A 22,571-nucleotide genomic window follows, 5' to 3' on the forward strand; every position below is an offset into this window, starting at 1 on the left:
TACCCCGAGCAGCTCCGCGTGGGGCTGTCGCGTCAGGATGAGGGCATGACCGGGAGCGAAGCGGATCTGCTGCGCGGGCTCGACGATCCGGAGTGGCTGGAGTGGCCGCAGCGCTACAAACGCGATGAGACCGCAGCCCTCTTCGGCGGTCTGGTGACCCGGCTCGAAGGTGACTTCGGGGCTCGTTGCACAGCTGAGCAGGAAACCCAGGACTCCAGCGAGTACGGCCGCGTCGTCGTGCCCGGGGACGCGGCCGTATGCGGCACCCGGATCTTCGTCTGTGTGAGCAAGTTCGGCACGCTGGCTCTGGTCTGCGCTGACAACCCCGGCGCCTTCGTCGGGGCGGGGGATGCCCAGGCCGAGGGCGAACTGGACGGCGCCGACCTTGGCAAGGTCAATCGAGCGTTGGTCGACGGATACCAGGTAGTAAGCCCTACTTCGGTGCCTGGAAGCCGCCGATCTTCTGTTCGAGCAGTTCGGCCAGCCGCAGCGGGGTGCGGTCCTCGAAAATCGGACCGATGAGCTGCACTCCCACCGGCAGACCCTCGGGGGACCGGCCCGCTGGTACGGCGGTGGCGGGCAGGCCGGGCATGGTGGCCAGACCGGCCCAGACGAGCTGATCGAAGTACGCGTACCCGACGCCGTCGATGTCGAGCCGGCGTTGCATCGGATCGGGGTTGTGGTCGTGCGGGAACGCGGGAGTGGGCGTGATGGGACACACCACGGCGTCGAACTCGGCGAAGAGCTGCCGCCAGCCCTGGCGGTGGAGCTCACGACGGCTGTTCACCTCGATCCAGTCGCGGTGGCTGAACACCATGCCGCGCAGCCGCGCCGCATCGAGACTCCGGTCGTCCGGACTCAGTCCGGCGGCGCGGGTCTGCAACTGCTCGTACGCTTCGACGGGAAATCGTGCAACGGAGCTCGAGAACAGCAACTGCGTGTAGAGCATCGCGGCTTCGGCCAGATCGGGCAGCAACCGGCTGTGCCGTTCGACGCGGGCGCCGCCGTCGGCAAGCGCGTCGGCCACCCGGTTCACCCCCGCCCTCACGGCGGACCCGGTCGCAATGAGCGGATGCTCTTCGACGACCAGGACCCGGAAGTCGCCGAGCCGCTCGTGGCGCGCGGGCGGCAGCGTCAAGTCGTGCGCCTTGCCGAGCGTCAGCGGGTCCGGTCCGGCCATGACATCGAGCAGGAGCGTGAGGTCGCGGGCAGTGCGCGCCATCGGACCGACGACGGCGAGGTCTAGGTCGACCGGCAACGGCGGTGCCGACGGCGCGACCATGCCGCGGGTTGCCGCCAGTCCGAGTGTCGGCTTGTGTGCATAGATGCCGCAGAAATGCGCGGGGGTGCGCAGCGAACCGGCGAGATCGGAGCCGATGGACAGCGCGCAGAATCCGGATGCCAGGGCCGCCGCTGATCCGCCGGAGGATCCGCCCGGCGTGCGATCGCGATCCCACGGATTGTTAGTGGTGCCGTAGATCTCGTTGAAGCTCTGGATATCCTGCAGCCCCAAGGGCACATTGGTCTTGCCCAGCACCACCGCGCCCGCGGCCTTGAGCCGCGACACCTGTACCGCGTCCTGGGCCGGCACATAGTCCCGGTGTTGCGGCATGCCCCAGGTCGTGGGCAGCCCAGCCATGTTGTAGGACTCTTTGACCGTCACCGGAATACCGAGCAGCGGACGGTCCTCACCGCGGGCGCGCGCCTGGTCGGCACCGCGCGCCGCGGCCCGTGCACGGTCGAAGTCCGGCACACAGATCGCGTTGATCGCCTTGTCGTCCCGCTCGATGCGGACGATCGCCTCGTCAGTCAGTTCAGCCGAGGTCACTTCACCGGCACGCAAGGCAGCCACGAGTTCTTCGGCCGTCTGAAAATTCCACTCCATGAAACCGACCGTATTGGCCTCTGGAGCAGGGCACGAAATGCCGCTTCGCGCAACGGGACGGAGTCTCCATACTCATCATGTTCGTCTCCGGCCACAGACACTCCGTCCGGTCGCCGACGATGGCGACGCGCGGCGGGATCGGTGTCGGCCTGGGAGTTCAGGAGACCATCATTGGACACCTGCACGTACTTCGCGAGGCTGCGGACAGACGTATGCCCGGACAGCTTCGTCAGCAGCGGTTGTTCGAGCGCGAAGTCCTCAGCGATCGTCGCGCTACGTCCACTGGCTCGAGGCGCAACGTCGCTGGAAAGCGGGCCTGGACCGAGACTCCGATGAGCCACGGTCCGTCAACCAGTAGGAGTTGTCGCGGCCCTGCTGGTCACTGCAGCACCACCAACGCCGCCCTTCTGCTTCGCCGCCCAACGGCGGATCGTGGGGCAGCGCGTGGAAGCACGTCACCCCGTCGGTGCGGTTGAAGGTCACCGGCTGCGTCCCGGGCCTGCCCTTCCGGGCACAGCAGGTCCCGGCGGTGGGGCGGACACCCAAAGGACCGAACTCGTCGAGGGTGAGGTTCCGGTCAGGTTCACCAGGCCTTTTCCGTCCGCCGGGCGGCATTCGGGCGGGACAACCCGGTCACAAGGCGGCTGCGGCCGACAGAACAGCTCAACGGCCCTTTCTCGTCACCACTCAGTCCGGAGCAGGTGGTTGACGAGCAGGGCGACGACAGCCTGCGCTGTCAGCCAGCCGCGCCGGGTGCTGGTGGGCAGCAGGGCGGTGGTGGGCAGCAGCCAGAGGATGAAGGGCTGCCAGATACGCTCCGTCTCCGCCTTGCTCATCCCGGACAGGTCGGCGGCCAGGAGTGCCAGGAGCGCCATCAGAGTGAGCAGAATCAGCCGTTGGGACGCATGGGTGGTGTTGGTGCGCAGGGCGCTCACGGCTCCGGGAGCGCCGGCCGTGGCACGGCTTAGTCCGGCGACCGTGGCGAGGCCCGCAGCGATTGTCGTGCAGGCGAGATTCGCCCAGACCCAGTAGGAGTACGGGCGGATGCCGCCGGCTCCTTGGTGGTAGCGCTCGACCAGCAGACGGTAACCCTCCCACCAGTCGTAGCCCGCCTGGGTGCAGAGGACCGGGACGACCAGCGCTCCGGCGAGGAAGAGGGGGACAGGGCGGGCGTTACGGGTGAGGACGAGGACGGCCAGGAGCACAATCGTGATCAGCGTCAGACCGTAACTGAGGTAGCAGGTCAGCCCGAACAGCAGACCGGAGGCGAATGCGGCGGCCATGGGGAGGCGGACCGAACGGGTCGCGGCCAGGGCGAGGAATGCCACGGACCAAGCGGCGACGGCGGCGAAGTATGCATCCGCCGAGGCGCCGGTCCACACCGCGACCGGTGCGAGGACCAGAAACGGGGCTGCGCGGCGCGCGAGGCGTTCGTCGGCCAGGACCCGGAGCGCGGTCAGGGCGGCCGGGACGGCGGAGGTGCCGATCACGATGCACCAGCTCCCGGCCCAGGACCCGCCGCCCAGCCCGATGCGGTCAAGCAGGACGAAGGTGAGTGTGGCACCCGGTGGATGACCGGCGACGTGGGTGGGCCAGTTGTCCGGCGAGCCGGTCAGGATGTGGTCGTCGAAGCCGCGCAGGGCTGCACCGATGTCCTGGAAACGGTCGATGGCCTGGAGATATTCATGCTTGGTGGTGAGCCGTCCGGCGATGCCCCGGCCCCAGCCGTCGATCAACGCCAGTGAGAAGACCCAGGCGAGCGACGCCGCCCAGGCGCCCGGGAGCAGCGCCCGGTGACGGATACGGTCGGCCAGCGGCGGCCCGTACGCGATGACGGCCGCTGCCACGGCGACGGCGGCCGGGGTGCCGGGGCCGGTGTGCGGGTACCAGGACGCCAGCAGGGGAGGCCAGTGGACGTAGAGGCTTCCGTCGGCGTCCTGGATCGACCGGCCGACGAGGACGGCGGCGCTGACGAGCAGAACGCCCACCGCGGCGGCGATCAAGTCGCTGCGTCGGCCGGTGCGGTGCCCGGTTTCGTTGATGGCGGGGTGTTCTGTGCGGTCCTCGGTTTTCACGCAGGCACGCTACGCACAGCAGGGCGGTTGCGTGTGAAGCCGCAGAATCGCGTCACCGAGCCGTCAGATTTTGCTCCGGCTGCCCGATCCAAGGTGTGACGTCGGAGATTCGTCAGGAGTCGTACGACCTGAGTTCGGGCGTCACGGGCATAACTTCGGGACATGGGTGACAGACGGTTCGTAAAAAGCTCCCCCTCCTCGCTTCCGGACTCGGCAACGGGGCGCGGCACGGCCTTTGCCAGGTGGCTTCCCTCCGCTCCCGGGTTCTGGCGCAGCCCGGTGCGCGGCGTCCGGTTCACGGCGGTGCTCGGGCTGGTTCTGCTCGCCGGGCTCACCCTGCTGTTCGTGACGGGCCTGCTGTCGTACGCCGCGTACAACCCGGACCTCGCGCCGGTCAACGACAAGACGCCGGACAAGGGGCTGCTGGGGTTCTATCTCTTCGCCTGGCCGACCGGCCCGCACTGGCTGTACCGGCTGACGCAGGGCCTGCACGTCACGGTGGGCATCGCCCTCGTCCCCGTACTGCTGGCGAAGCTCTGGTCGGTGATCCCGAAACTTTTCGCGCTGCCGCCGGCCCGGTCGGCGGGGCATGCGCTGGAGCGGCTGTCGTTGCTGCTGCTCGTCGGCGGAGCACTGTTCGAGTTCATCACCGGACTGCTCAACATCCAGCTGGAGTACGTGTTCCCTGGGTCGTTCTATCCGCTGCACTTCTACGGGGCGTGGGTGTTCTTCGCCGCGTTCCTCGCCCATACCGGGCTGAAGCTGCCGCGGGCCGTGCGGGTGCTGCGGGGCGGCCGGCTGGAGGGCTCCGCGCCGGGCGAGGCGGATGAACTGGCCGCACCCGACCCCGCTGTGCCGACCATCTCCCGGCGCGGAGCACTCGCCATGACGGGCGGTGGATCGCTGCTGCTGCTGATCACGTCGGCGGGCCGGAGCTTCGACGGGCCGCTACGGCAGGTCGCCCTCCTCACCCCGCGCGGCGCGGCCGAACCGGGCCCGGGTCCGAACGGCTTCCAGATCAACAAGACGGCCGCAGCCGCCGGAGTGACGGCGGCCGACACGGGACGGGACTGGCGACTGACCGTCAGTGGGCCCGCCGGGAAGATCCGGCTCAGCAGGGCACAGCTGCTGGCCATGGACCAGTACAGTGCCGCGCTGCCGATCGCGTGCGTGGAGGGCTGGTCGACGTCGGACCAGTGGTGGCGCGGGGTGCGTCTGAGCGATCTGGCGGCCCTCGCGGGGTATCCGGACCGGCCGCCCGGAGTGCTGGTGGAGTCCGCCCAGCACAGCGGGGCGTTCCGGAAGGTGGCGCTGCGCGACAACCAGGTACGCGACCCGCGCGCGCTGCTGGCCTTGCAGGTCAACGGCGAGACTCTCTCGCTCGACCACGGATATCCGGCCCGGGTCATCGTCCCGGCGGCCCCTGGCGTGCTCAACACCAAATGGGTCGCCCGGCTGACGTTCGAGGCATTGTGAGAGGGAAGGCGGGCAACCGGGTGGATCCACGAGTGTTTCTCAGGCGCTGGTACGGGGAGGGGCCGCTGCATCTCCTCCTGCTGGTGGCGACATTCGCCCTCGCGGGCTACGCGGGCGTACGTCTGCTGGCCGGCGACACGTTCGCGATCGCGGTGTGGTTCATCGGCTCCGCGCTCCTGCACGACCTCGTGCTGCTGCCGCTGTACGCGTCGGCGGACCTGGTCCTGCGCCGGGCACTCAAACCTCGCACCCGGCTGGTCAACTACATCCGCGTACCGGCCTTCCTCTGCGGCCTGCTCCTGCTGATGTGGTGGCCGCTGATCACCCGGCACGCGGTGCGGTACGAGCCCTACAGCGGGCTGTCCCTCGATGTCTTCCTGGGGAACTGGCTGCTGATCACAGGGTTGCTTTTCGCGGGCTCGGCGCTGTTGCTCGTCCTCCGTACCGCCCGGTCGCGGCGCAGGCACACGAAGGGGCGGCCGTCCGCCTCCCACTGATCGACGGGCTGCCAGCCGCACATCTGCGCGTACCGCAGCAGGGCCGGTGTGCCGAGCCGGGCCCAGGGAAAGGGCGAGGCGGCCGCGGGACCGAACACGCCGGTGTCGGCGGCCGCCGTCCCGCATCCGTCGTCCAGCCGGACCAGGACTCTCTCGTCGATGTCCTGCGGTGTCGTCTCGGCGATGAGCAGACCACCCGGGGCGAGCAGGCCGGTCGTGCGGCCCAGGAGGAGAGGCGGGTTCCCGCCGATGCCGATGTTGCCGTCGAGGAGCAGGACGGTGCCCCAGCGGCCCTCGCCCGGCAGCGGATCGAAGACGGAGCGGCGCAGAGCCGCGCCACCTAGTCGAAGGGTGTGGGCGACAGCGGTCGCGCTGATATCGATGCCGAGTGCGCGGCGACCGCGGACGGCGAGCTCGGCGACCAGCCGGCCGGGCCCGCAGCCGACGTCCAGAACGGGGCCTTCACAGCGGTCCAGCGCTGTCAGGTCCGCGGCGTCGGCGTTCGCGCACCAGCGTTCGACGTCCAGGGGCAACAGCCAGCCGTCGGTACGGCGGAGGAAGAGCGGTCCATGACCGTTGCGCAGTGCGTCGGCGTACGGATCGGTGCCCCAGGACGTGGCGCCACGGCCGGGAGGCGGGGGTGCCGCGACCAGCCTGCCGCGGTGAGGGACCGAGTTCATCGGGCCTCCGCCGGGGCCAGCAGAGCGAGCGTCGCGGCGAACCGGCCGTGCGGCGCCGCGGCGGCGACAGCGACGGCGTCCTGCGCAGTGTCCACATCACGCAACTGCGGAAGGTCGCGCACGGTCAGCCCGGCGTCGACCAGGCGCCGGCGCTGGACCGCGCCGGTCTCCGGCACGGACATGGGAACGCCGAGCAGCAGTTCCGGGGCGGGGACCGCCAGCCCGAGCGCCCAGAAGCCGCCGTCGTCGGCCGGTCCGAACCAGGCGTCGCAGCCGTCCCAGGCGGCAGGACGAAGCGCGGCGGCCAGATGGGCGGCGGTGATCTGGGGGGTGTCCATGCCGATGAGGAGAGTCGGGCCGGTACAGCGGGCGAAGGCTGCGGCAAGCCGTTCGTCGAGACGGCCGGTTCCCTGCGGCCACACCTCGATGCCGGGCGGCAGCCACGGTCCCGGCTGTCCTTCGAGGACGACGGCGCGGCGCCGGGCGGGCAGGGTGCCCACGGTCCGCAGAGTGTCACCGAGCGCCGCCTCGGCAAGCCGGGCGGCCTGGGCGGGCGTGAACGGCGGGGTGAGCCGGGTCTTGACCCGGCCCTGCACCGGTTCCTTGGCGATGACCAGCAAGGTCGTAGGGCCCGACAAGTCCTCGGCCGCACCGGGACCGGCCGGGGCGCTCACCGGGGCCCCTCCGGACGCACTGGTCCGGGAGCCGTACCGGCCGGTGACTGGAGCAGCACCGCGCGCATGTCGCGCACCGCCTGCCAAGTACCCCGCCAGGTGCCGGTGACCTTCGACTTACCACTGCGCGGGGAATACGGGACGTCGGTCTCCGAGACCCGAAGCCCGGCGTCCGCCGCGCGGACCACCATCTGCAGCGGGTAGCCGCTGCGCCGGTCGGTGAGACCGAGCATCAGCAGATCCGCCCGGCGCCCGGCGCGCATCGGGCCGAGGTCGTGCAACCGCAACCCGGTGCGGCGGCGCACCATCCGGGCCAGCGCGAAATTGCCGACGCGGGCGTGCAGCGGCCAAGCCCCACGGCCCGCGGGGCGGCGGCGGCCGAGCAGCAGGTCGGTTTCGCAGTCGGCGATCCGGCGTACGAAGGCGGGGAGCAGGCCGGGATCGAGCGAGCCGTCGCAGTCGCAGAAACAGACGAACTCCGCCTCGGCGGCAAGCAGTCCGGCATGGCAGGCGGCACCGAAACCGCGCCGCGGCTCGTGCACGACGGTGGCGCCGAGCGAGCGGGCCAGCTCGGCCGATCCGTCGGTGGAGCCGTTGTCGACGACGATCGCGCGCCAGCCGTCCGGGACGGCGCCCAGCACCCGGGGCAGTGCCGCGGCCTCGTCCAGACAGGGCAGAACCACATCGGCACTCGGCGTAGGGATACAGGCATCGGGAGGGCCAGTCAGGGGGGAGTCGGTCACGCCGCTCACCCTACGGAGCAGAATCCCGCATTCCGGGCTCCATTCTCTTACGAAAAATAGACGTCGGCCCGGTGGCAGCGGACCGGGCCCACGCGCGCCGCACCTGCGTGCCAGGGTGGTGAGATGGAGAACATCCCGGATGGTTCAGGCCCAGGTACTCACTACTCCCGCGAACCCCGCTCGCCGGGTTGCGGGCCATGTCCGAGGCGCTGGAGGACGGCATGGCCGCAGCCTCCCGGCGCTGCCTGCGGCGGATCCGCACAGAGGTGGAGCGCATGAATGACATGGTCGGCGATCTCTTCGAACGCTCCCGGATCCACGCCGGAACGCTCGCCCTGTCCCCGCCCGCACCTTTGTCCACGAACTGGTCGGAGACTCCCTCGCGGGCACCGGCCCGCTGGCCCTCAAGCACGGTGTGCGGCTGATCGGGAGCCGTATCGATGCCGTTCCCGTGGAGGTCGACAGCAAGGAGATGAGCCGGGTTCTGGACACCTCCAGCATCCGGGCAGGACCAGACCGGAGCGAAATGTTCAGAGCGTCCCGGTGCCCGGGCGCATTCCTCGCAACGGAGCCGTCGCGAACTCCGCCATTCCCTCGGCGAACCCGTGCTGTGGTTTCCAGCCCAGCTCGTCACGCAGCCGTCGTGAGTCCGCGGTGACATGCCGTACATCACCGAGTCGGTATTCGCCGGTGAGTTCAGGAACAGGGCCGCCATGTGCTGAAGCCAGTGCCGAGGCCATCTCGCCGATGGTGCGGGGATCCCCGCTCCCAGTGTTGTAAACAGTGAAACCGCCCGGCCCACGTCCTTCGACGGCCTCCAGCGCCAAGGCGTTCGCGGCGGCGACATCCCGTACGTGGACGAAATCCCTCCGCTGGCAACCGTCCTCGAAGACACGAGGGGCCTCTCCACGGGCCAGAGCCGACCGAAAAAAGGACGCGACACCGGCATACGGTGTGTCGCGCGGCATTCCCGGTCCGTACACGTTGTGGTAACGCAGCGAAACCGCGGACCCGCCCGTCGCGCGCGCCCAGGCCGCGGTGAGATGTTCCTGGGCGAGCTTGGTGGCCGCGTACACATTACGCGGGTCCGTGGATGCTTCCTCGGTGACCAGGCCAGGCGTCAACTCCGCACCACAGCACGGACAGCGCGGCTCGAACCGGCCCGCGTCCAGGTCGGCCACCGCCCTCGGTCCAGGCCGGACCGTGCCGTGGAGGGGACACTCGTAGCGTCCCTCGCCATAGACCACCATCGAACCAGCCAAGACCAGGCTTCGCACACCCGCCTCGGCCATCGCCGCAAGCAGCACTGCTGTCCCGAGATCATTGCACCCGACATACTCAGGTGCGTCCGCGAAGTCACTTCCCAAGCCGACCATCGCTGCCTGATGACACACAGCGTCGATGCCCCGCAGGGCCTTGTCCACCGCCTCCCGATCGCGAACGTCCGCGATGATTCGTCCGGTGTCGCAGTCCGCAGAGCCTGCTGCCGCACCGTGTACCGAAGGCAGCAGTGCGTCGAACACGACCGCCTGATGCCCGGCTGACGTGAGGGTACGGACGATCTCCGCCCCAATGAATCCGGCTCCGCCGGTAACCAGTACGCGCATGGTGCCCACGCTAGGCAGATGGTGGGTCACATGACCGGTTCGGGCACGGCGCGTCACAGGACCGTAAGAGATGTCCCTGCGGGACGCCTGCAGAACATATGAGCCGACCGGCTGGCAGCCTCGACGCCTGCCCGGCCACCCGAGGCTGCCGGACCGGCGGTCCGGTCGGCCCCGCCGAGCTCGTGACGGACGCCGGGCGGGCCCGGTTCAGCGCCGCGTCGTCGGGGGCCGTGCCCGTAGGAATGGAACACCGTCGTTGCCTCAGAAGTTTTGACAGCGGTGATCCGCTACGGCTTCAGCCCACCGCTGCCGCACCGTCCGGCTCCCCGTGGTGCGCTGGTCCTTCGGCTGCTTCGGCGCTCCTGGACCTGACGCGCGTAAAAGGGTAGTGATTCCTCTGTGGACCGTCGTCGCTGTCTCCTCGCTCGGGTGAGGTTCGTGTATGCGCCGGTCCGACTCGGTGGGGAACTGGCTGTGGGTGTGTTGGAGGGCGATCACGGCGGCGTCGTCGGCCAGGTGCCCGCCGACGTGGGCGAGCAGGTCGGTGCGCAGACGGCGGATCAGTGCCGGGGGGCTCTCGTCCGTCCACGCGGCGGCGCGCTCGGCCAGCGGGTAGAAGACTCCCCGGGCATCGCGGGCCTCGGTCAGGCCGTCGGTGTGCAGCAGCAGCACATCGTTCGGCTCCAGGGTGAATGTGTCGACACGGTAGTCGGGGCGGCTCAGCCCGCCCAGGCCCAGCGGCGGCGCGGGGCTTGGCGCAGACAGCGCGGTGGCCTGCCCGTGGTGCAGCAGCAAGGGCGGTGGGTGCCCGCACGTGACCATCTGTGCCGGGGCGGTCTTGTCGGGGATGTCGAGGACGGCGGCGGTGATGAAGCATTCCCCGGCTGTCTCCGCTTCGGCGGGCTCAGCCAGGTTCCAGCACACGCTGTGCTCCAGGTAGGACATGAGGGCGGGCAGCGTGGCCTCGCGGTGCGCGGCTTCGCGGAAGGCGCTCAGAAGCAGCGCGGCGTCGCTGATCGCGGTCAGGCCCTTGCCCCGCGCGTCGCCGATGATCAGCCGGGTGCCGGTAGGGGTGCGGACGGCGGCGTAGAGGTCGCCGCCGATCATGGCGTGTTCCTGCGCTGCCAGGTACATCGACGCCACCCGTAGTGGGCCGATCCGGCGTGGCAGAGGCCGCATGACCACGTTCTGCGTGACTTCCGACACCGTCCGTACTTGCATCAGCTCACGGTCGTGCCGCACCTGCAGGTACCGGAACAGGGTCACGATCACGGAGACCACCAGCAGAGCGATGATCTGCGAATCGAAGTACAGCGTCCCCAGGAGGTTCTCGTGTGCCAGGCCGATGCCCAGGAGCGCCGCCACCGCAATACCACCCATCACCCCGGTCGGGACGGGACCGGCGAACGACGCCGTGATCGCGGGCGCCACGATCAGCAGCGGCCCCAGCGGCACACCGCGCGGGCTCAGCACATCGGCCAGCACGATGGTCACGATCAGCCCGAGCGGGACCGCCAGCAGGGCATCGGACGCTTGCCGAGGGCGCTGTCGGCGCGGAAGCCGCTGTCTGAAGCCCATAAGCCCGGTCTACACCCACAGGGCCCGCCGCGCAGGATCTCGCAGCGGGCCTGCTTCTCCATGGCTCGCCGACGTCGATGCCGTCGAGGACGAGACCAGCACCAGCCCGGCCGGCCCGCCTGGTCTGACCTGGTAATCCGGGTGCCCAGCTTGAGGGCCACAACGTCCACGGCGTGGGTGCACATCCCGGCGGCATCGGCGCCGATGCCGCCTCCCAGGACTGGCGGGGCCTGGGCCTCCTTCGGATCTTGCATGATGGCCTGCATGAACACGGAAACCTGTGACCCAGCCGAGTTGTCTGCCCTACGCGAGATCTTCACGTCCCGCCCCGAGGCGGTGCCGTCGGCCGGTTGGGAGACGGTGCGGTCCTTCGAGACGGAGTACGGCATCGTGCTCCCGGAGCCATACCGCACGTTCGTGGCGGAGATCTGCGACGGACTGCGCGCGGGACCGCCCTACTACGGTCTGCTGCCCCTCGCGCGAACGCCCTCGGACTGGGGCTCGGACCGCCCCGAGCGCCTCCTTGCCGAGCCTTTTCCGCTCATGGCGGCATGGCTGTGGGAGGAGGAAGCAGAGGACGACGAGGCACTGCCGGAACAGGAGTTGGAGGCCCGGATGGACTCCGTGTTCGACCACGGCTCACTGCTGCTGGGCACCGACGGCTGCGGCAGGTACTGGCACCTGATCGTCACCGGCTCGCAGCGCGGTCACGTCTGGCTGATCGACGAGAACGGCGCGATACCCTTCGGCACCCGGCCGGACACTTCCCTGATGCCGGGCACGCCCGGTTTCGCGGGGTGGGTGACCCACTGGGCCCAGGGCCGCTCCTGGTTCGCGGATGCCTGAAGTCGTCACCCGACGACCCCGAACTCCGTGACTTCTGGAGTCAACGCCACCGAACGCGCACACCGCCACCGATGGACAAGATCAGCCTCTCCTGGCAGCCCGCCAGAAGCGAATCTGTCCTCTGCGTGGTCAAGCGCTCATCGCCGACGCGGAATTACGAGCCCGACAGTCCAGGCGAGTGGATCGAATAGTCGACTCCTCCGCCCATGGGGTGAAATCCTGCACATGCCGGACCGGGAGCCCGGAACGACGCGGCCTTTCCTGGTAACAGCAGGGAATGCCCAGTCCCTCGTATCCGCAGCCCGACCGTACGGACCCCGGCGTTCCGTCCGAAGGACGACGGCACCGGATCCGCGCCGCGTCACGTCGGGCACTGCGCGGTATGACCGGTACCGCGGCCCGGAACCCGGGCGCACGACAGGCGCCGCTCCACCCGCGGTTCACGCCATATGTGAACCCCACGCTCCAGACGGCCGCCGCCTACGCCTGGCGGATCCTCGCGGTGGGAGCCGTCGTGTACGCGGTCTTCTCGGCGCTGGGGCGATTCCACGAGGTGGCGGTAGCCGTCTTCCTCGGCCTGGTCGTGACCGCGGTGCTGCGCCCGGTCGCGGACCTCCTGGCCCGCCTGATGCCGCGGCCGCTCGCCGTCGCCGTCGCGCTGCTCGTCAGTATCGTTCTCGTCCTCGGTGTCCTGACGCTCGTCGGCGAGGCGGTCGCCGGAGAACGAGCCCGGCTGGAAAGGGAGTTGGGTGAGGGGCTGAGAAGGATCGAACACTGGCTGGAGGGGCCGCCGTTCCGGCTGAGTCCGAGGACGCTCGACGACCTCCAGTCCCGGATCGGGCGGTACTTGTCAAGCCATCGCTCCACCCTCCTCAGCACCGCCGTCAGTGGTGTGGGCCGACTGGTCGAGGTCGTGACGGTATTCGCCCTGGCGTTGTTCTGCTCGGTCTTCTTCATGCACTCCGGCGACCGGCAGTGGGGCTGGTTCTGCGGTCAACTCCCGCAGAAGGTCCAGGGCCGGGTGGCGATCGCGGGCCGGGCCGCCTGGCGTACGTTCACCGGATATACCCACGGCATCATCCTGGTGGCAGGGACCAACGCCGTATTCGTAGGACTGGCCCTGTTCGCACTCCGAGTGCCATTGGCTCTGCCGCTGGCGCTGCTGGAGTTCTTCGCCGCCTTCATTCCGTTGATCGGCTCACCGATCGCCCTCGCGGTCGCGGCCGTGGTAGCACTGGCGGCCAAAGGGCCGATCGTGGCAGCCATCGTCCTCGTCCTGATCGTGGTCATCGGCCAGATCGAGGGCCATCTGCTGCATCCGCTCGTGATGGGTTGGGCCGTTCGCCTGCACCCAATTGTGGTCGCGCTCTCGGTGATCGGCGGCGCCATCGCGGCCGGAGTGCTCGGAGCCGTGGTGGCGGTACCGCTTGTGTCAGTCCTCTGGTCGGTTCACCAGACGCTCCACGCAAACGAGTCCACGCATACGAAGGGCTGAGCCGCGTGCACGGAACGGTGCGCCGCGGCAGAGGCGAGGTACCGGCCTCCTCGGCCGGCCTGCCCCCATCAGTGGGCCGGAGGCCGAACGCTTGCCTCCTCGCCACCAGACAGTGCGGCTACCGGTACGACTTCTTCACGGCCAGGCGCAGCGGGCACACCAGGACGCCCGGACGCGATCACGACGTACCGTCGGCAGTTGCCGCACCGGCTCGTGGGGGACACAGTTGAAGAGGAGCACACACGAGATGGGAGTGTGCAGCTATCGTTCCGATCCGGGCCTGGGGACGAGTTGAAAGCGGTCTCCCGGCGATGGCACTACTGGTAGAACGACCGGGCAACGGCTCGTGTGGCTACCGGTGGCCGGCCGGCTTCTCCCATCGGCGGTTTCCGCCGGAGATGGTGACGGGGGCATGGCGTCTCTGGCCCAATTCTTCGTTTCTCGGCAGTCGGCGAGCGGAGGAGCCATGTCGACCGGAACCCTCATAGCGATCATCGTTGCGGTAGTGGTCGTCTTGCTGGTGTGCGCCCTCGTGGCATGGCAGGTTGCGCGCAGGCGCCATCTGAAGAAACAGTTCGGCCCGGAGTACGAGCGGCTCGTGGAGGAGAAACAGAGTCGTCCGGCCGCGGAACACGAACTGCGGGAACGGGAACAGCGCCATGACGCTCTGGAGATCAAGCCGCTCTCGGCGGCGGACCGTGAGAAGTACGCCCAGGGCTGGAGCCAGGCGCAGGAGCGGTTCGTCGACCATCCCGACGACGCGGTCCACGAAGCCGACCGGCTCGTGACCGCGCTGATGAGCGAGCGCGGCTATCCGACCAAGGGGTTCGAGCAGCAGGCCAGAGACCTGTCGGTCGAGCACGGCCGTACTCTGCAGAGCTACCGCACCGCCCACGAAGTCAGCGACCGCAGCAGCCGTCACCAGGCGACCACGGAAGAACTACGGGGCGCGATGGTGCACTACCGGGCTCTGTTCGACGAGTTGCTTCACAACGGCGGGCGGCCGCGGGAGTAATGGATGGAGGAAGCAATGGCGACGGAACCTCGGGACCCTCGCGGGTCCGATGCAGGCAAACTGTCCACTGACGATCTACGCGGCGGTGGGGGTGCCCCGGCGCCGGAAGCCCGCGATACCCCGACCGAAGTTCCACCGACCTTCCCGGGGGAAGCCACGACGGCTGACCCCAGCGACCTCCCGGGCGGTGATGGCGAGGCACGGCACGCACCGGCGGCCACCGCCGGGCCCGACACGGCCGCCACCGGCGCAGACGGGGACGGGAGTGAGCCGCTTCTCGGCGAGGAGCAGGAGGCGTTCCGCGCCCGGTGGCAGCGGATCCAGGGCGACTTCGTGGATGACCCCCGCGAAGCGGTAAGCGCTGCCGACACCTTGGTCGCGGAAGTGATGCAGGCACTCGCCCGGACCTTCTCCGACCACAAGCAAGGGCTCGAAGGCCAGTGGCAGCGCGGCGAGGAAGTGGCGACCGAGGAACTGCGCGTCGCTCTGCAACGCTACCGGTCGTTCTTCAACCGGCTGCTGAATACCTGAGCGGACCGAGTGACCGGCAGGTCCTGGATATCCAGGAGGCTCGGGCTCCTGTTCGCAGGTGCCTACCATGGCTGAGGATTCCACGAAGACGGCTGCCGCAGCGGAGTCGAGGCCGCCCCCTTGGGGGTGAGCTGTGGAGACCGTTCCTTCGCCACGGCACAGCCCTGCCGACGAACGACGGCCGCAGAGCCTCGCCGACATCGTCCTCGCCCGCGCTGGGAGTGTCCCGGGGCGGGCGATTCATACTGTCGGCCCGATGTCCGGCGACGTCCGCATGGGTCCGTACGCGGGGCCAGGCGGCTCGCCGCCGCCGGCCGGCTACGCGTGCAGCGTCTATCCGCACGACACCGGCGTGGTCCGGACGAAGTCGTCGGGTTCTAACGTTCACCGCATTCCGTGACAGGTACCGTGACGACGTACGGCTCCGGCATCCTGGGCAGACCGAAGGGCCCGCCCCCGCAAGGGAGCTTCGGCACAGGGACCCTAGTCACCGCAATGATCCTTCCACCGCGAAGACGTGGCTGTAACGTCAGCCGTGAGCCCTCGCGGGGAGGGCCATCAAGCCAGGGGAGGGACTGTGTCAGACATTTCCCGGCGAGCACTGTTGGGTGCTACCGGCGCAGTTGCCGCATCGACAGTTCTCACGACAACCGGAACAGCACAGGCCGCAGACACCACGGGCGGCAACGACGGGAACACACCACACAGCACTTCGAAGGAGACCAAGGCAACCATGGCCAGCGGTAGTCAGACCCTCAAGTACGTGGCATACATCGCGAGTCCTGACATAGAGGTGCTAAACGAAGCGACGTTCGGCGTCGGCGCCGACCCCGCCGACATGTGGGCGTATCTCGACGATGCCACGGCACGCCTCCAGGAGAGACATCCGTCGTATTCCTTCACTCCTCGTCTTGTCCGGTACGACCAGGTCACCACAGAGATACCGCGCCCGTAACGCACACTGCGCCGGCCCGGCCCGCAGCTGGGCCGGCGCAGTGTGGCGCTGGCCGTCGCCGGTAGGTGTGCATGGGCGCGGCTCAAGGACAAGTCAGCAGGGGCCACGCCCGCTGCCCCCGACCGCCCCGCTCCAGCTCGGTTACCAAGGCATCCCGAGCTCATCTAGGTCCGCCGGACGCTGCCCGGGGAGTTTTGCGGCGTGTTTGCGGACGTTGTCGAGCCTCGTGCCGAGATAGACCACCCCCGGCAGCGCCGTCCTGACGGGCCGCCCAGGCCGTCCTCTCTCCATCAGATGCTCAGCATGCTTCCGGGGGCATGGCGCAACCGGTTGGGGGAGATCGAGAGGTACCAGCTACCACCGGCCTCCGGTGCCCGCGCCGCAGGATCTACGTCGCGGCCACCCTGGTGAGCACCAGGGACGACGGCTTGTCCGGAGTGCGAAACTCCACCGTCCCTCGACTGCTCGTGCAGGGCTGGATGCGTCGGTCTCACCGGGTCCACCGTCATCGACCGTCAGATGGATGCAGTCGCTGGACGAGTTGCTGTCGACGAACTCCCATCGACCACTGAAGTCGGCGGGGCCGGAGTAAAAAACGCCGGGCGACTTTTCGGTGTCGACTGAGTCCGTACACCCTGAGGTGAGTACCGCAGACGCGGCCAGTGCGGCGGCCAGCCACCCTCCGCCTGCCCCTTGACCATCACGACCCCAGCGTAACCGCATCACGAACAGCCGTATCGTCACACTGGACAAACCCAACCAGGAAACCTCAACAAGCTCGTGCTACGAGTTCTTGGCGGACGGCATGTAACTCTTTATCCAGTTCGCCATTGCGTGTGGACGAGGCGCAGTGATCAGTTGCTAGGGGTTGGCCGGTACCGGGTGCCGATCGACGGAACTCAGCGGGCGGGGGCCGGATCGGACGACGGCTGCCACTCCCGCCTGATCAGCCCGTAGACCCACGAGTCAGAGACGTCGCCGTTGACGACGCAGTCTTCCCGCAACGTCCCTTCACGCACGAAGCCGAGCTTCTCCAGCACGCGGGCAGAAGCCACGTTGCGTGTATCGGCCTCGGCTTGGACGCGATTCAGGTCCAGCGTGTCGAATGCCCACCGCAGCAGAGCGCGCGCGGCCTCGGTCGCGTAGCCGTGGCCCCACGCTGCATCGTCGAAGCAGTAGCCAAGCGACGCGCTGCGGTAGTCCGGATTCCACCCGCTCAGGCTGCACCAGCCGATGAACGCCCCGTCGGAGACACGATCTACGGCCAGCCGCGCCCCGGTGCCCTCCTGTGCCATCTGCCGGCAAGCCGTGATGAACTTCTCGGCGCGGACGCGTTCGCTCCACGGTGGCGCGTCCCAGTAGCGCAGCACGTAGGCGCTGCTGTGCAGTGCGAAGAGGTCGTCCGCATCAGCGTCTTCGAAGGCGCGCAGTCGAAGGCGAGCGGTGTGCAACGAGGGGGTGGGCAGCGACGTCCTCATGTTCCCTTTCCTGACCGGTGACCGATCAATCAGACATCCGACGCGGGTCACTCGCAACGGGTTTTCTCGGTGGGCCGGCAGACGCGTGCGCTCATCGGTGCGACCGAGCGCCCCGCCCCGGAGGGCGACACCTGAGGTGATGCCGGTTGGGCCTTTCGGTTGGGCTGAGCAGGCTGGTTGCGGCCCGCGGGAGTGGCTACGGCCGTGGCAGCGTGAACAGCCCCTGCTCGGAGCACCACTTCCCTCCATCACCGCCCCGCCACCGTCACTTGTCTGGTGTGCCTGTCTCCGAGCCGGTCCCGGCCGGTTCGGGCTGTGCAACAGGTGCGCCGTCGTCGAGCGTGATACGCACCCTGTGCTGGGTTCCCCTGCCGACAGTGTCGAGCTCGGTGGCAACCCGGCCGGATTCGGCAGGCGCTTCTGTGTCAGGCAGGGAGCGGGTCTCGGCCGTCGGTGCGGCGGTGTTCTCCGGCGGGGGTAGGCGCGGGCAAGCAGCGCCTGGGCGAGTTCGGTGCGGACTGTTGACACCCCTTGTCGTGCTTCGGTGACGTCCGAGATCAGTCGCTCCTGGCGGCGGCGCAGTTCCCCGGTTCTCCTCGCGCAGCCCGGAGGTTCCTGCCTGGACGGTCTCCAGAACCTTCAGGTACTGCTGGCGTATCGCTTCCTGCCCGCCCGTCACCGGCTTCGGCTGGGCCTCCAGCTGTCCGGCCCACTCCTTCTGGAGCTCCTGCAGCACAATCTCGAAGTCCGCCTTCTGTTAGACCGTGTCCTATGTGGTGAGGCGGGCGAGGCGCTTGCAGCCACAGAGAGCGGCGGCGACCCCAAGGAAGGCCAGGTAGTTGCGGCGGTCCCGGGTTGAGGCTGGCCGCATCGGCGCACCGGCCGCAGATCGACCGAAGCCCCAGCTCATCCGGTTGCGGGGTACACGTTCATGTCGATGCCCACCGCGGCGTACTCGTTGATCACGTACGTGCTCGCGTTGTCGTAGAGGCTGCGGTCCTTGCCCGTCCGGGCGTCGAGGATCACGCCGTCGGCGCCCGCGGAGGCGTAGACGGCCCCGTGGAAGGCGTTTCCGACCTCGGGCTTCTTCCGTGAGGGGTCGTCCTCGGAGATGGTCCAGAGCACCTTGCGGCTCTGGGCGTCGATGCCCCGTGCGGTCTCCTTGGTGTCGCACACGATCACGGACCGCTGGTCGTTGAAGCAGTGGAGGAAGCTGCCGCTCGGTTCACTGGGGACGGGCTCGCCGGTACGGCTGTCGCGCAGCGATCCGGCGACGAAGAAGCCGCCGCCCACCTGCTCGACCTCCACGGCGGTGCGACCCTCCTGCTTCCAGCGCGGGGCACCGTCCGTGAGTGCCAGGCCCGCGAGAGCGAGGTCTTCGTCCATGGAGTGCCAGCCGTCGATTGCCTGGAAGGTCGCCTCGTCGCCGAGCTGGGCACCGATGACGACACCGCTGTCGAGCGTCTCGCCCGCGAATCCGTCCTTCTGCCAGGTCACTTGGTGGTTCTTGAGATCGACGGCGTAGGTGGTGGCACTCTGGCCGCCGTCACTGCCGGAATCGTCCGTGCTGGTGAGGACCCTGACAGCTGCGGTTCCGTCCTCGGCGCCGATCACCGCGGGCTCCAGATCGCCGACGGTCGCCCCCTTCGGCGCGGGCAGCCGTGCCGTCCAGGACACCTTGCCGCTGTCCGCGTCGACGGAACGCAGGTAGACGTCGGTCCGGTCGGGCTCGGTGCCTGAGCCCTTCGTGTGGTCGGCGTACGCGAAGAGGACGCCCGTGTGCCCGTCCTGCTGGGCGAGGACCGGGGGGATGGTCTGGTCGTCGTTCGGCACGCCCTCCTTGCCGGTGTACCAGTCCTTGCGGCCGAGGGAGGACGACCAGAGCTTGCGTCCGGAGTGGGTGTCGTAGGCGTCGAGGGCCTCGGAGGTCCGGTGGTACAGCGTGGGCCCGAGCAGGGCGAACCCCCAGTCCTTGATGTCCTCGTCCACGGGCAGCGCGATCTCCTTGCCGAACTTCGCCGGAGGATCGAACGCCTTCGCCTTCGCCGCGGCCGGAGGTTCGGCGCCGGAGGCCGCACCCGGGGCCCCGGCGTCCGCGTGCGTCCCGGACGCGCCGTCGGAACAGCCTGCCAAACCGGTCAGCACGGCCACGAGAGCCAGATGCATGACGTGCCGGTGCGTCGCTCGCACAGTGATCTCCTTCGTTGGGCAACTCCGCGGCATCCTAGTGTCGTTGTCCTCGCGGCGCGTTCGCTTAGACGGCGTCCTACGTGCTGAGTCGGAGGAGCCGTTTGCAGCAGCAGAGGGCGGCAGCGAGGATGAGGAAGGCCAGGTAGTTGCGGGGGTGGCGTTCGTAGCGGTGGTCGAGTCTGCGGTAGCCGGTCAGCCACGACATGATCCGTTCGATGACCCAACTGCGGCGTCCGAGCCGTTCGCCGGACTCGATTCCTTTGCGGGCTATGCGTACGCCGATCCGTTTCCCGCGCCCAACGAGTGATCACCACATAGGACACCGTCTTAATGGCGGTCCGAGCCTCCCCACCTCGAAGGTCTGGTAATGCGATGGTTTCCTGCCGTTCGTACCCGGCCCCGGAACGCGTCGGGGCGCTGCGGCGGGCTGGGCTTGCCGAACGTGTTCCGCCAGGGTCGCCAGGGTCCTTCTGGCGCGTCATCAGTCGTCCGTAGGATCATGGCGCAGTCGAAGAAAGGGGCAGGTCAGGTGAGAGGGCGACGCAAGGGCAGCAGGGGCAGCGGCCGAAAGGAGAACTGCGGCGACATGTGCGCCGACAGCTGCTTCTGGAGCCGCACGTGCTGCCCCGACCTGTGGCTCGTCTCCCTTCTCCTCATTGTCCTGTCCCGGGCGGCCGGACTCCCGAGGTCCGTTGGTGAAGACCCGGCGGCGCCCCGCCCGAGCGGTCGGGCGGCGGGCGCGCTGTATGAAGCCGTCCGGCGCTACCGCACAAAGGCCAGTCCACTGCTGCCCGCCTGCTGTCCCTACACGCCGAGTTGCTCCACCTACGCAGTCAAGGCGCTGCACCAGCATGGTGCGCTGCGTGGTGGCCGGCTGGTTCTGGGGCGCCTTCTGCGGTGCAGGCCGGGAGCTGCCCAGCGGAGGGGCGGCCGCGATCCGGTGCCCGGCTGACAGGCCGGGACGCGGTACGGCACGTGAACGGATTCGTTGGGACGCCGTCGTGGACTCCACGTATCCCGCCCCGTGAACAGCCCAACGAGCAATCACCACATAGGGCATGGTCTTAGGTGGGCCGGCGGAGTGCACTGACCAGTGCGCGCGGGTCGTCGGCGTGGAAGCGGATGGTGCGGGCCTTTTCCGTTGCGCCGAGCGGGCGGGTGAAGGGGAGTGGCCGGTTCAGCTCCAGGGTCACCGAGGTCTGGCTGCCCACGATCAGGTCGAGGACCCCGTCCTCGGAGAGGGTGATCAGGCGGCCCTCGGGGTAGCGCCGGTCGACCCGTACTGAGGCGACCGCGTCGTGCGGTACGGCGAGGTCGAACAGGGCTCCGTAGCGGATCCGCAGAGAGCCGTCGGGGTGCACGACGTGCGGTCGGGTGACGCAGGCGGCGTGCAGGGCCAGCACGAGGACGACGCCGTACAGGTCGAGTACCAGGATCGCCCGGTGGAGCACCGGCCAAGGGATGAGGAGGGCCAGACCGACCGTCTCGATGACCATCACGAAGAGCAGCCCGTACATCATCGCGGTCTGGGGCCCGGTGTACGTGGCAGCGAGGTCCCCGGGGCGCACCCCGTGCGTGCCGCGCCGGACCCACCGCCCCAGGGAGGCGAGGGCGCGCAGCTCGTGGAGAACCAGGCGGCGGACCGTCACCGGCACCGCCTCCTGCAGGGCAGCCCGCCGCGCCGCCCGGCGGTCTGCGCCGCGGGCGCGCGCGGCAACGTACAGTGAGCGCAGCACCCAGGCCTCCATCAGCAGCACCGCGAGCACCAGCGTTTCGGCGCCCGCCAGTGCCCATCCGGGAGGCCGGACCCCGGCCATCAGGCAGGCTGCCAGGGCCAGTTCCCCCGGCAGCACAGCGGCTACTGCGACCCGCGCCGCTCGTATGTCCCTTGGCCGGCCGCTCATCCCCGGCCCCTTTCCATGAACGCGTCCATGAGCCGGCCCGTCGGCGAGGACGTAACGCACTTCATCGAGGCTGAGGCCGAGTTCGGTGAGCCGGCGCACCTGGGCGATCAGCACGGCATCACGGACGCTGGAGGCCTGGTAGCCGTCGGGGCGCCGCTCCGGTTCCGGAAGCAGCCCGGCATGGTGGTAGTGCCGGCTCGCCCGGGTGGTGAGCCCCACGAGCGCGGCGATCTCTCCGATTCGCATGCCGCCAGTAGAAACGCTGCCGTTGCGTCAAGGTCAAGCGCTGAAAGTATCGTCGGGCGCAGAACGATCCGAGCGCGTCTACACATTGTCGAGGACGAGGGCCAAGTACCACTTCAGTATATGGGGACCGCTGACCGCTGGTGGGAGCCACAATGGGGCCACGGGAGACCTGGGTGGGGAAGGAGTCGCGGCGTGGCGCGTCGCAGGGGGTTCACGTGCCGCGGTGTATGTCATGGCGGCCGTTGTCGTGTTCGTAGCCGCTCGGTGCTGGTTCTGGTGGGTGCTGGCACCGACGTGGGCTGGTGTCCGGCTCGCAGGCGTGTGGACTGGACTGGCAGTGGGTGCCTGCTGCTTCTTCTGGTGGGTGATATTGCGAGTCCGGCTTGAGATTGGTCCTGAGCTGGTTGTCGCGGTCAACCCGTGGGGTACTCAGCGGTTGTCCGTGGAGCAGGTCACGCATGTGACGCTCGGCAACTGGGGTGCCGAGTTCCACCGTACTGACGGGTTCAAGACCACCGCGTATGCCCTCAGCGGCATGGCGGGATACGCGGGCAAAGTGCAGGGTGCGAAACGTTTCGCGGAAGTCCAGGCCGCGCTTGAGAGGGCACGACGGCCTGCTTGATATCCGGTTTCAGGTGGCTGTGTCAGGGCGCGCGGGGTGAAGGCCGGGCCTGTGAGGGATTCTTCTGGGCGATG

General features: G+C 69.0%; 19 protein-coding genes and 3 pseudogenes. 10 read left to right on the forward strand and 12 right to left on the reverse strand.

Features of this window, described 5'->3' with window-relative positions:
• Positions 1–18 precede the first annotated feature (18 nt).
• A complete protein-coding gene (locus ACIRJP_RS02735) occupies positions 19–522 on the forward strand; it encodes a hypothetical protein (RefSeq protein WP_404167439.1) in 504 nt (167 codons plus the stop codon).
• Here ACIRJP_RS02735 and ACIRJP_RS02740 read toward each other — a convergent pair.
• Together ACIRJP_RS02740 and ACIRJP_RS02745 are read right to left on the reverse strand one after the other, a co-directional pair.
• Positions 434–1,885, reverse strand: coding sequence for an amidase (locus ACIRJP_RS02740; RefSeq protein WP_404167440.1), 1,452 nt, complete (start codon positions 1,883–1,885; stop codon positions 434–436). The two genes, ACIRJP_RS02735 and ACIRJP_RS02740, sit on opposite strands and share 89 nt — an antisense overlap.
• A 680-nt stretch (positions 1,886–2,565) precedes the next feature.
• Positions 2,566–3,960 carry a hypothetical protein gene (locus ACIRJP_RS02745; RefSeq protein WP_404167442.1) on the reverse strand — a complete coding sequence of 465 codons (1,395 nt, stop codon included), beginning with the start codon at positions 3,958–3,960 and terminating at the stop codon, positions 2,566–2,568.
• Positions 3,961–4,122: 162 nt separating this feature from the next.
• On the opposite strand from ACIRJP_RS02745, the gene ACIRJP_RS02750 reads away from it, so the two are divergent.
• Complete coding sequence (locus ACIRJP_RS02750; RefSeq protein WP_404167444.1) at positions 4,123–5,436, forward strand: molybdopterin-dependent oxidoreductase; 1,314 nt, start codon at positions 4,123–4,125, stop codon at positions 5,434–5,436.
• A gap of 349 nt (positions 5,437–5,785) precedes the next feature.
• Here the strand turns inward: ACIRJP_RS02750 and ACIRJP_RS02755 are convergent, their stop codons facing one another.
• Genes ACIRJP_RS02755 through ACIRJP_RS02765 form a run of 3 tightly spaced genes read right to left on the reverse strand, consistent with a single transcriptional unit; the run spans position 5,786 to position 8,030 of the window.
• Positions 5,786–6,613 carry a class I SAM-dependent methyltransferase gene (locus tag ACIRJP_RS02755; protein ID WP_404167446.1) on the reverse strand — a complete coding sequence of 276 codons (828 nt, stop codon included), beginning with the start codon at positions 6,611–6,613 and terminating at the stop codon, positions 5,786–5,788.
• A complete protein-coding gene (locus ACIRJP_RS02760) occupies positions 6,610–7,287 on the reverse strand; it encodes a DUF2064 domain-containing protein (protein ID WP_404167448.1) in 678 nt (225 codons plus the stop codon). The genes ACIRJP_RS02755 and ACIRJP_RS02760 overlap by 4 nt, the downstream gene beginning before the upstream one ends.
• Complete coding sequence (locus ACIRJP_RS02765; protein WP_404167450.1) at positions 7,284–8,030, reverse strand: glycosyltransferase family 2 protein; 747 nt, start codon at positions 8,028–8,030, stop codon at positions 7,284–7,286. Before ACIRJP_RS02765 ends, ACIRJP_RS02760 begins: the two co-directional genes overlap by 4 nt.
• Positions 8,031–8,200: 170 nt before the next feature.
• On the opposite strand from ACIRJP_RS02765, the pseudogene ACIRJP_RS02770 reads away from it, so the two are divergent.
• A pseudogene (locus ACIRJP_RS02770) lies at positions 8,201–8,538 on the forward strand (sensor histidine kinase); the annotation flags it as partial.
• Positions 8,539–8,560: 22 nt separating this feature from the next.
• Here the strand turns inward: ACIRJP_RS02770 and ACIRJP_RS02775 are convergent.
• Positions 8,561–9,637 (reverse strand): NAD-dependent epimerase/dehydratase family protein, encoded by a 1,077-nt coding sequence (locus ACIRJP_RS02775; RefSeq protein ID WP_404167452.1) that lies wholly within the window; start codon positions 9,635–9,637, stop codon positions 8,561–8,563.
• Between the two features lie 261 nt (positions 9,638–9,898).
• A complete protein-coding gene (locus ACIRJP_RS02780; protein WP_404167454.1) occupies positions 9,899–11,215 on the reverse strand; it encodes a PP2C family protein-serine/threonine phosphatase in 1,317 nt (438 codons plus the stop codon).
• A 252-nt stretch (positions 11,216–11,467) separates the two neighbouring features.
• On the opposite strand from ACIRJP_RS02780, the gene ACIRJP_RS02785 reads away from it, so the two are divergent.
• The 5 genes from ACIRJP_RS02785 (at position 11,468) to ACIRJP_RS02805 (ending at position 16,057) form a co-directional block, all read left to right on the forward strand.
• Positions 11,468–12,061: an SMI1/KNR4 family protein gene (locus ACIRJP_RS02785; protein WP_404167456.1), complete on the forward strand. Its 594-nt coding sequence runs from the start codon at positions 11,468–11,470 to the stop codon at positions 12,059–12,061.
• 382 nt (positions 12,062–12,443) lie between these two features.
• Positions 12,444–13,556, forward strand: coding sequence for an AI-2E family transporter (locus ACIRJP_RS02790; RefSeq protein WP_404167458.1), 1,113 nt, complete (start codon positions 12,444–12,446; stop codon positions 13,554–13,556).
• A gap of 466 nt (positions 13,557–14,022) precedes the next feature.
• Positions 14,023–14,571 (forward strand): hypothetical protein, encoded by a 549-nt coding sequence (locus ACIRJP_RS02795; RefSeq protein WP_404167460.1) that lies wholly within the window; start codon positions 14,023–14,025, stop codon positions 14,569–14,571.
• A 15-nt stretch (positions 14,572–14,586) separates the two neighbouring features.
• Positions 14,587–15,102 carry a hypothetical protein gene (locus tag ACIRJP_RS02800; protein ID WP_404167462.1) on the forward strand — a complete coding sequence of 172 codons (516 nt, stop codon included), beginning with the start codon at positions 14,587–14,589 and terminating at the stop codon, positions 15,100–15,102.
• 577 nt (positions 15,103–15,679) lie between these two features.
• On the forward strand, positions 15,680–16,057 hold the full coding sequence (locus ACIRJP_RS02805) for a hypothetical protein (protein ID WP_404167464.1): 378 nt from the start codon (positions 15,680–15,682) through the stop codon (positions 16,055–16,057).
• 899 nt (positions 16,058–16,956) lie between these two features.
• Here ACIRJP_RS02805 and ACIRJP_RS02810 read toward each other — a convergent pair.
• The 3 genes and pseudogenes from ACIRJP_RS02810 to ACIRJP_RS02820 form a co-directional block, all read right to left on the reverse strand.
• On the reverse strand, positions 16,957–17,535 hold the full coding sequence (locus tag ACIRJP_RS02810; protein ID WP_404167466.1) for a GNAT family N-acetyltransferase: 579 nt from the start codon (positions 17,533–17,535) through the stop codon (positions 16,957–16,959).
• A 906-nt stretch (positions 17,536–18,441) separates the two neighbouring features.
• A complete protein-coding gene (locus ACIRJP_RS02815) occupies positions 18,442–19,725 on the reverse strand; it encodes a hypothetical protein (RefSeq protein WP_404167468.1) in 1,284 nt (427 codons plus the stop codon).
• A 76-nt stretch (positions 19,726–19,801) separates the two neighbouring features.
• Positions 19,802–20,017 (reverse strand): annotated as a pseudogene (locus ACIRJP_RS02820) (transposase); the annotation flags it as partial.
• Between the two features lie 294 nt (positions 20,018–20,311).
• Between ACIRJP_RS02820 and yidD the strand changes: the two are divergent.
• On the forward strand, positions 20,312–20,677 hold the full coding sequence (gene yidD / locus ACIRJP_RS02825; RefSeq protein ID WP_404167651.1) for a membrane protein insertion efficiency factor YidD: 366 nt from the start codon (positions 20,312–20,314) through the stop codon (positions 20,675–20,677).
• A 112-nt stretch (positions 20,678–20,789) separates the two neighbouring features.
• Here the strand turns inward: yidD and ACIRJP_RS02830 are convergent, their stop codons facing one another.
• Together ACIRJP_RS02830 and ACIRJP_RS02835 are read right to left on the reverse strand one after the other, a co-directional pair.
• Positions 20,790–21,629 carry a hypothetical protein gene (locus ACIRJP_RS02830; protein WP_404167653.1) on the reverse strand — a complete coding sequence of 280 codons (840 nt, stop codon included), beginning with the start codon at positions 21,627–21,629 and terminating at the stop codon, positions 20,790–20,792.
• A gap of 54 nt (positions 21,630–21,683) precedes the next feature.
• Positions 21,684–21,875, reverse strand: a pseudogene (locus ACIRJP_RS02835) (MerR family transcriptional regulator); the annotation flags it as partial.
• 232 nt (positions 21,876–22,107) lie between these two features.
• On the opposite strand from ACIRJP_RS02835, the gene ACIRJP_RS02840 reads away from it, so the two are divergent.
• Positions 22,108–22,497, forward strand: a complete 390-nt coding sequence (locus ACIRJP_RS02840) for a hypothetical protein (protein WP_404167470.1) — start codon at positions 22,108–22,110, stop codon at positions 22,495–22,497.
• The last annotated feature ends 74 nt before the right edge of the window (positions 22,498–22,571 follow it).

The sequence above is a fragment of the Streptomyces sp. NPDC102437 genome, from assembly GCF_044765565.1.
Lineage (GTDB): Bacteria > Actinomycetota > Actinomycetes > Streptomycetales > Streptomycetaceae > Streptomyces.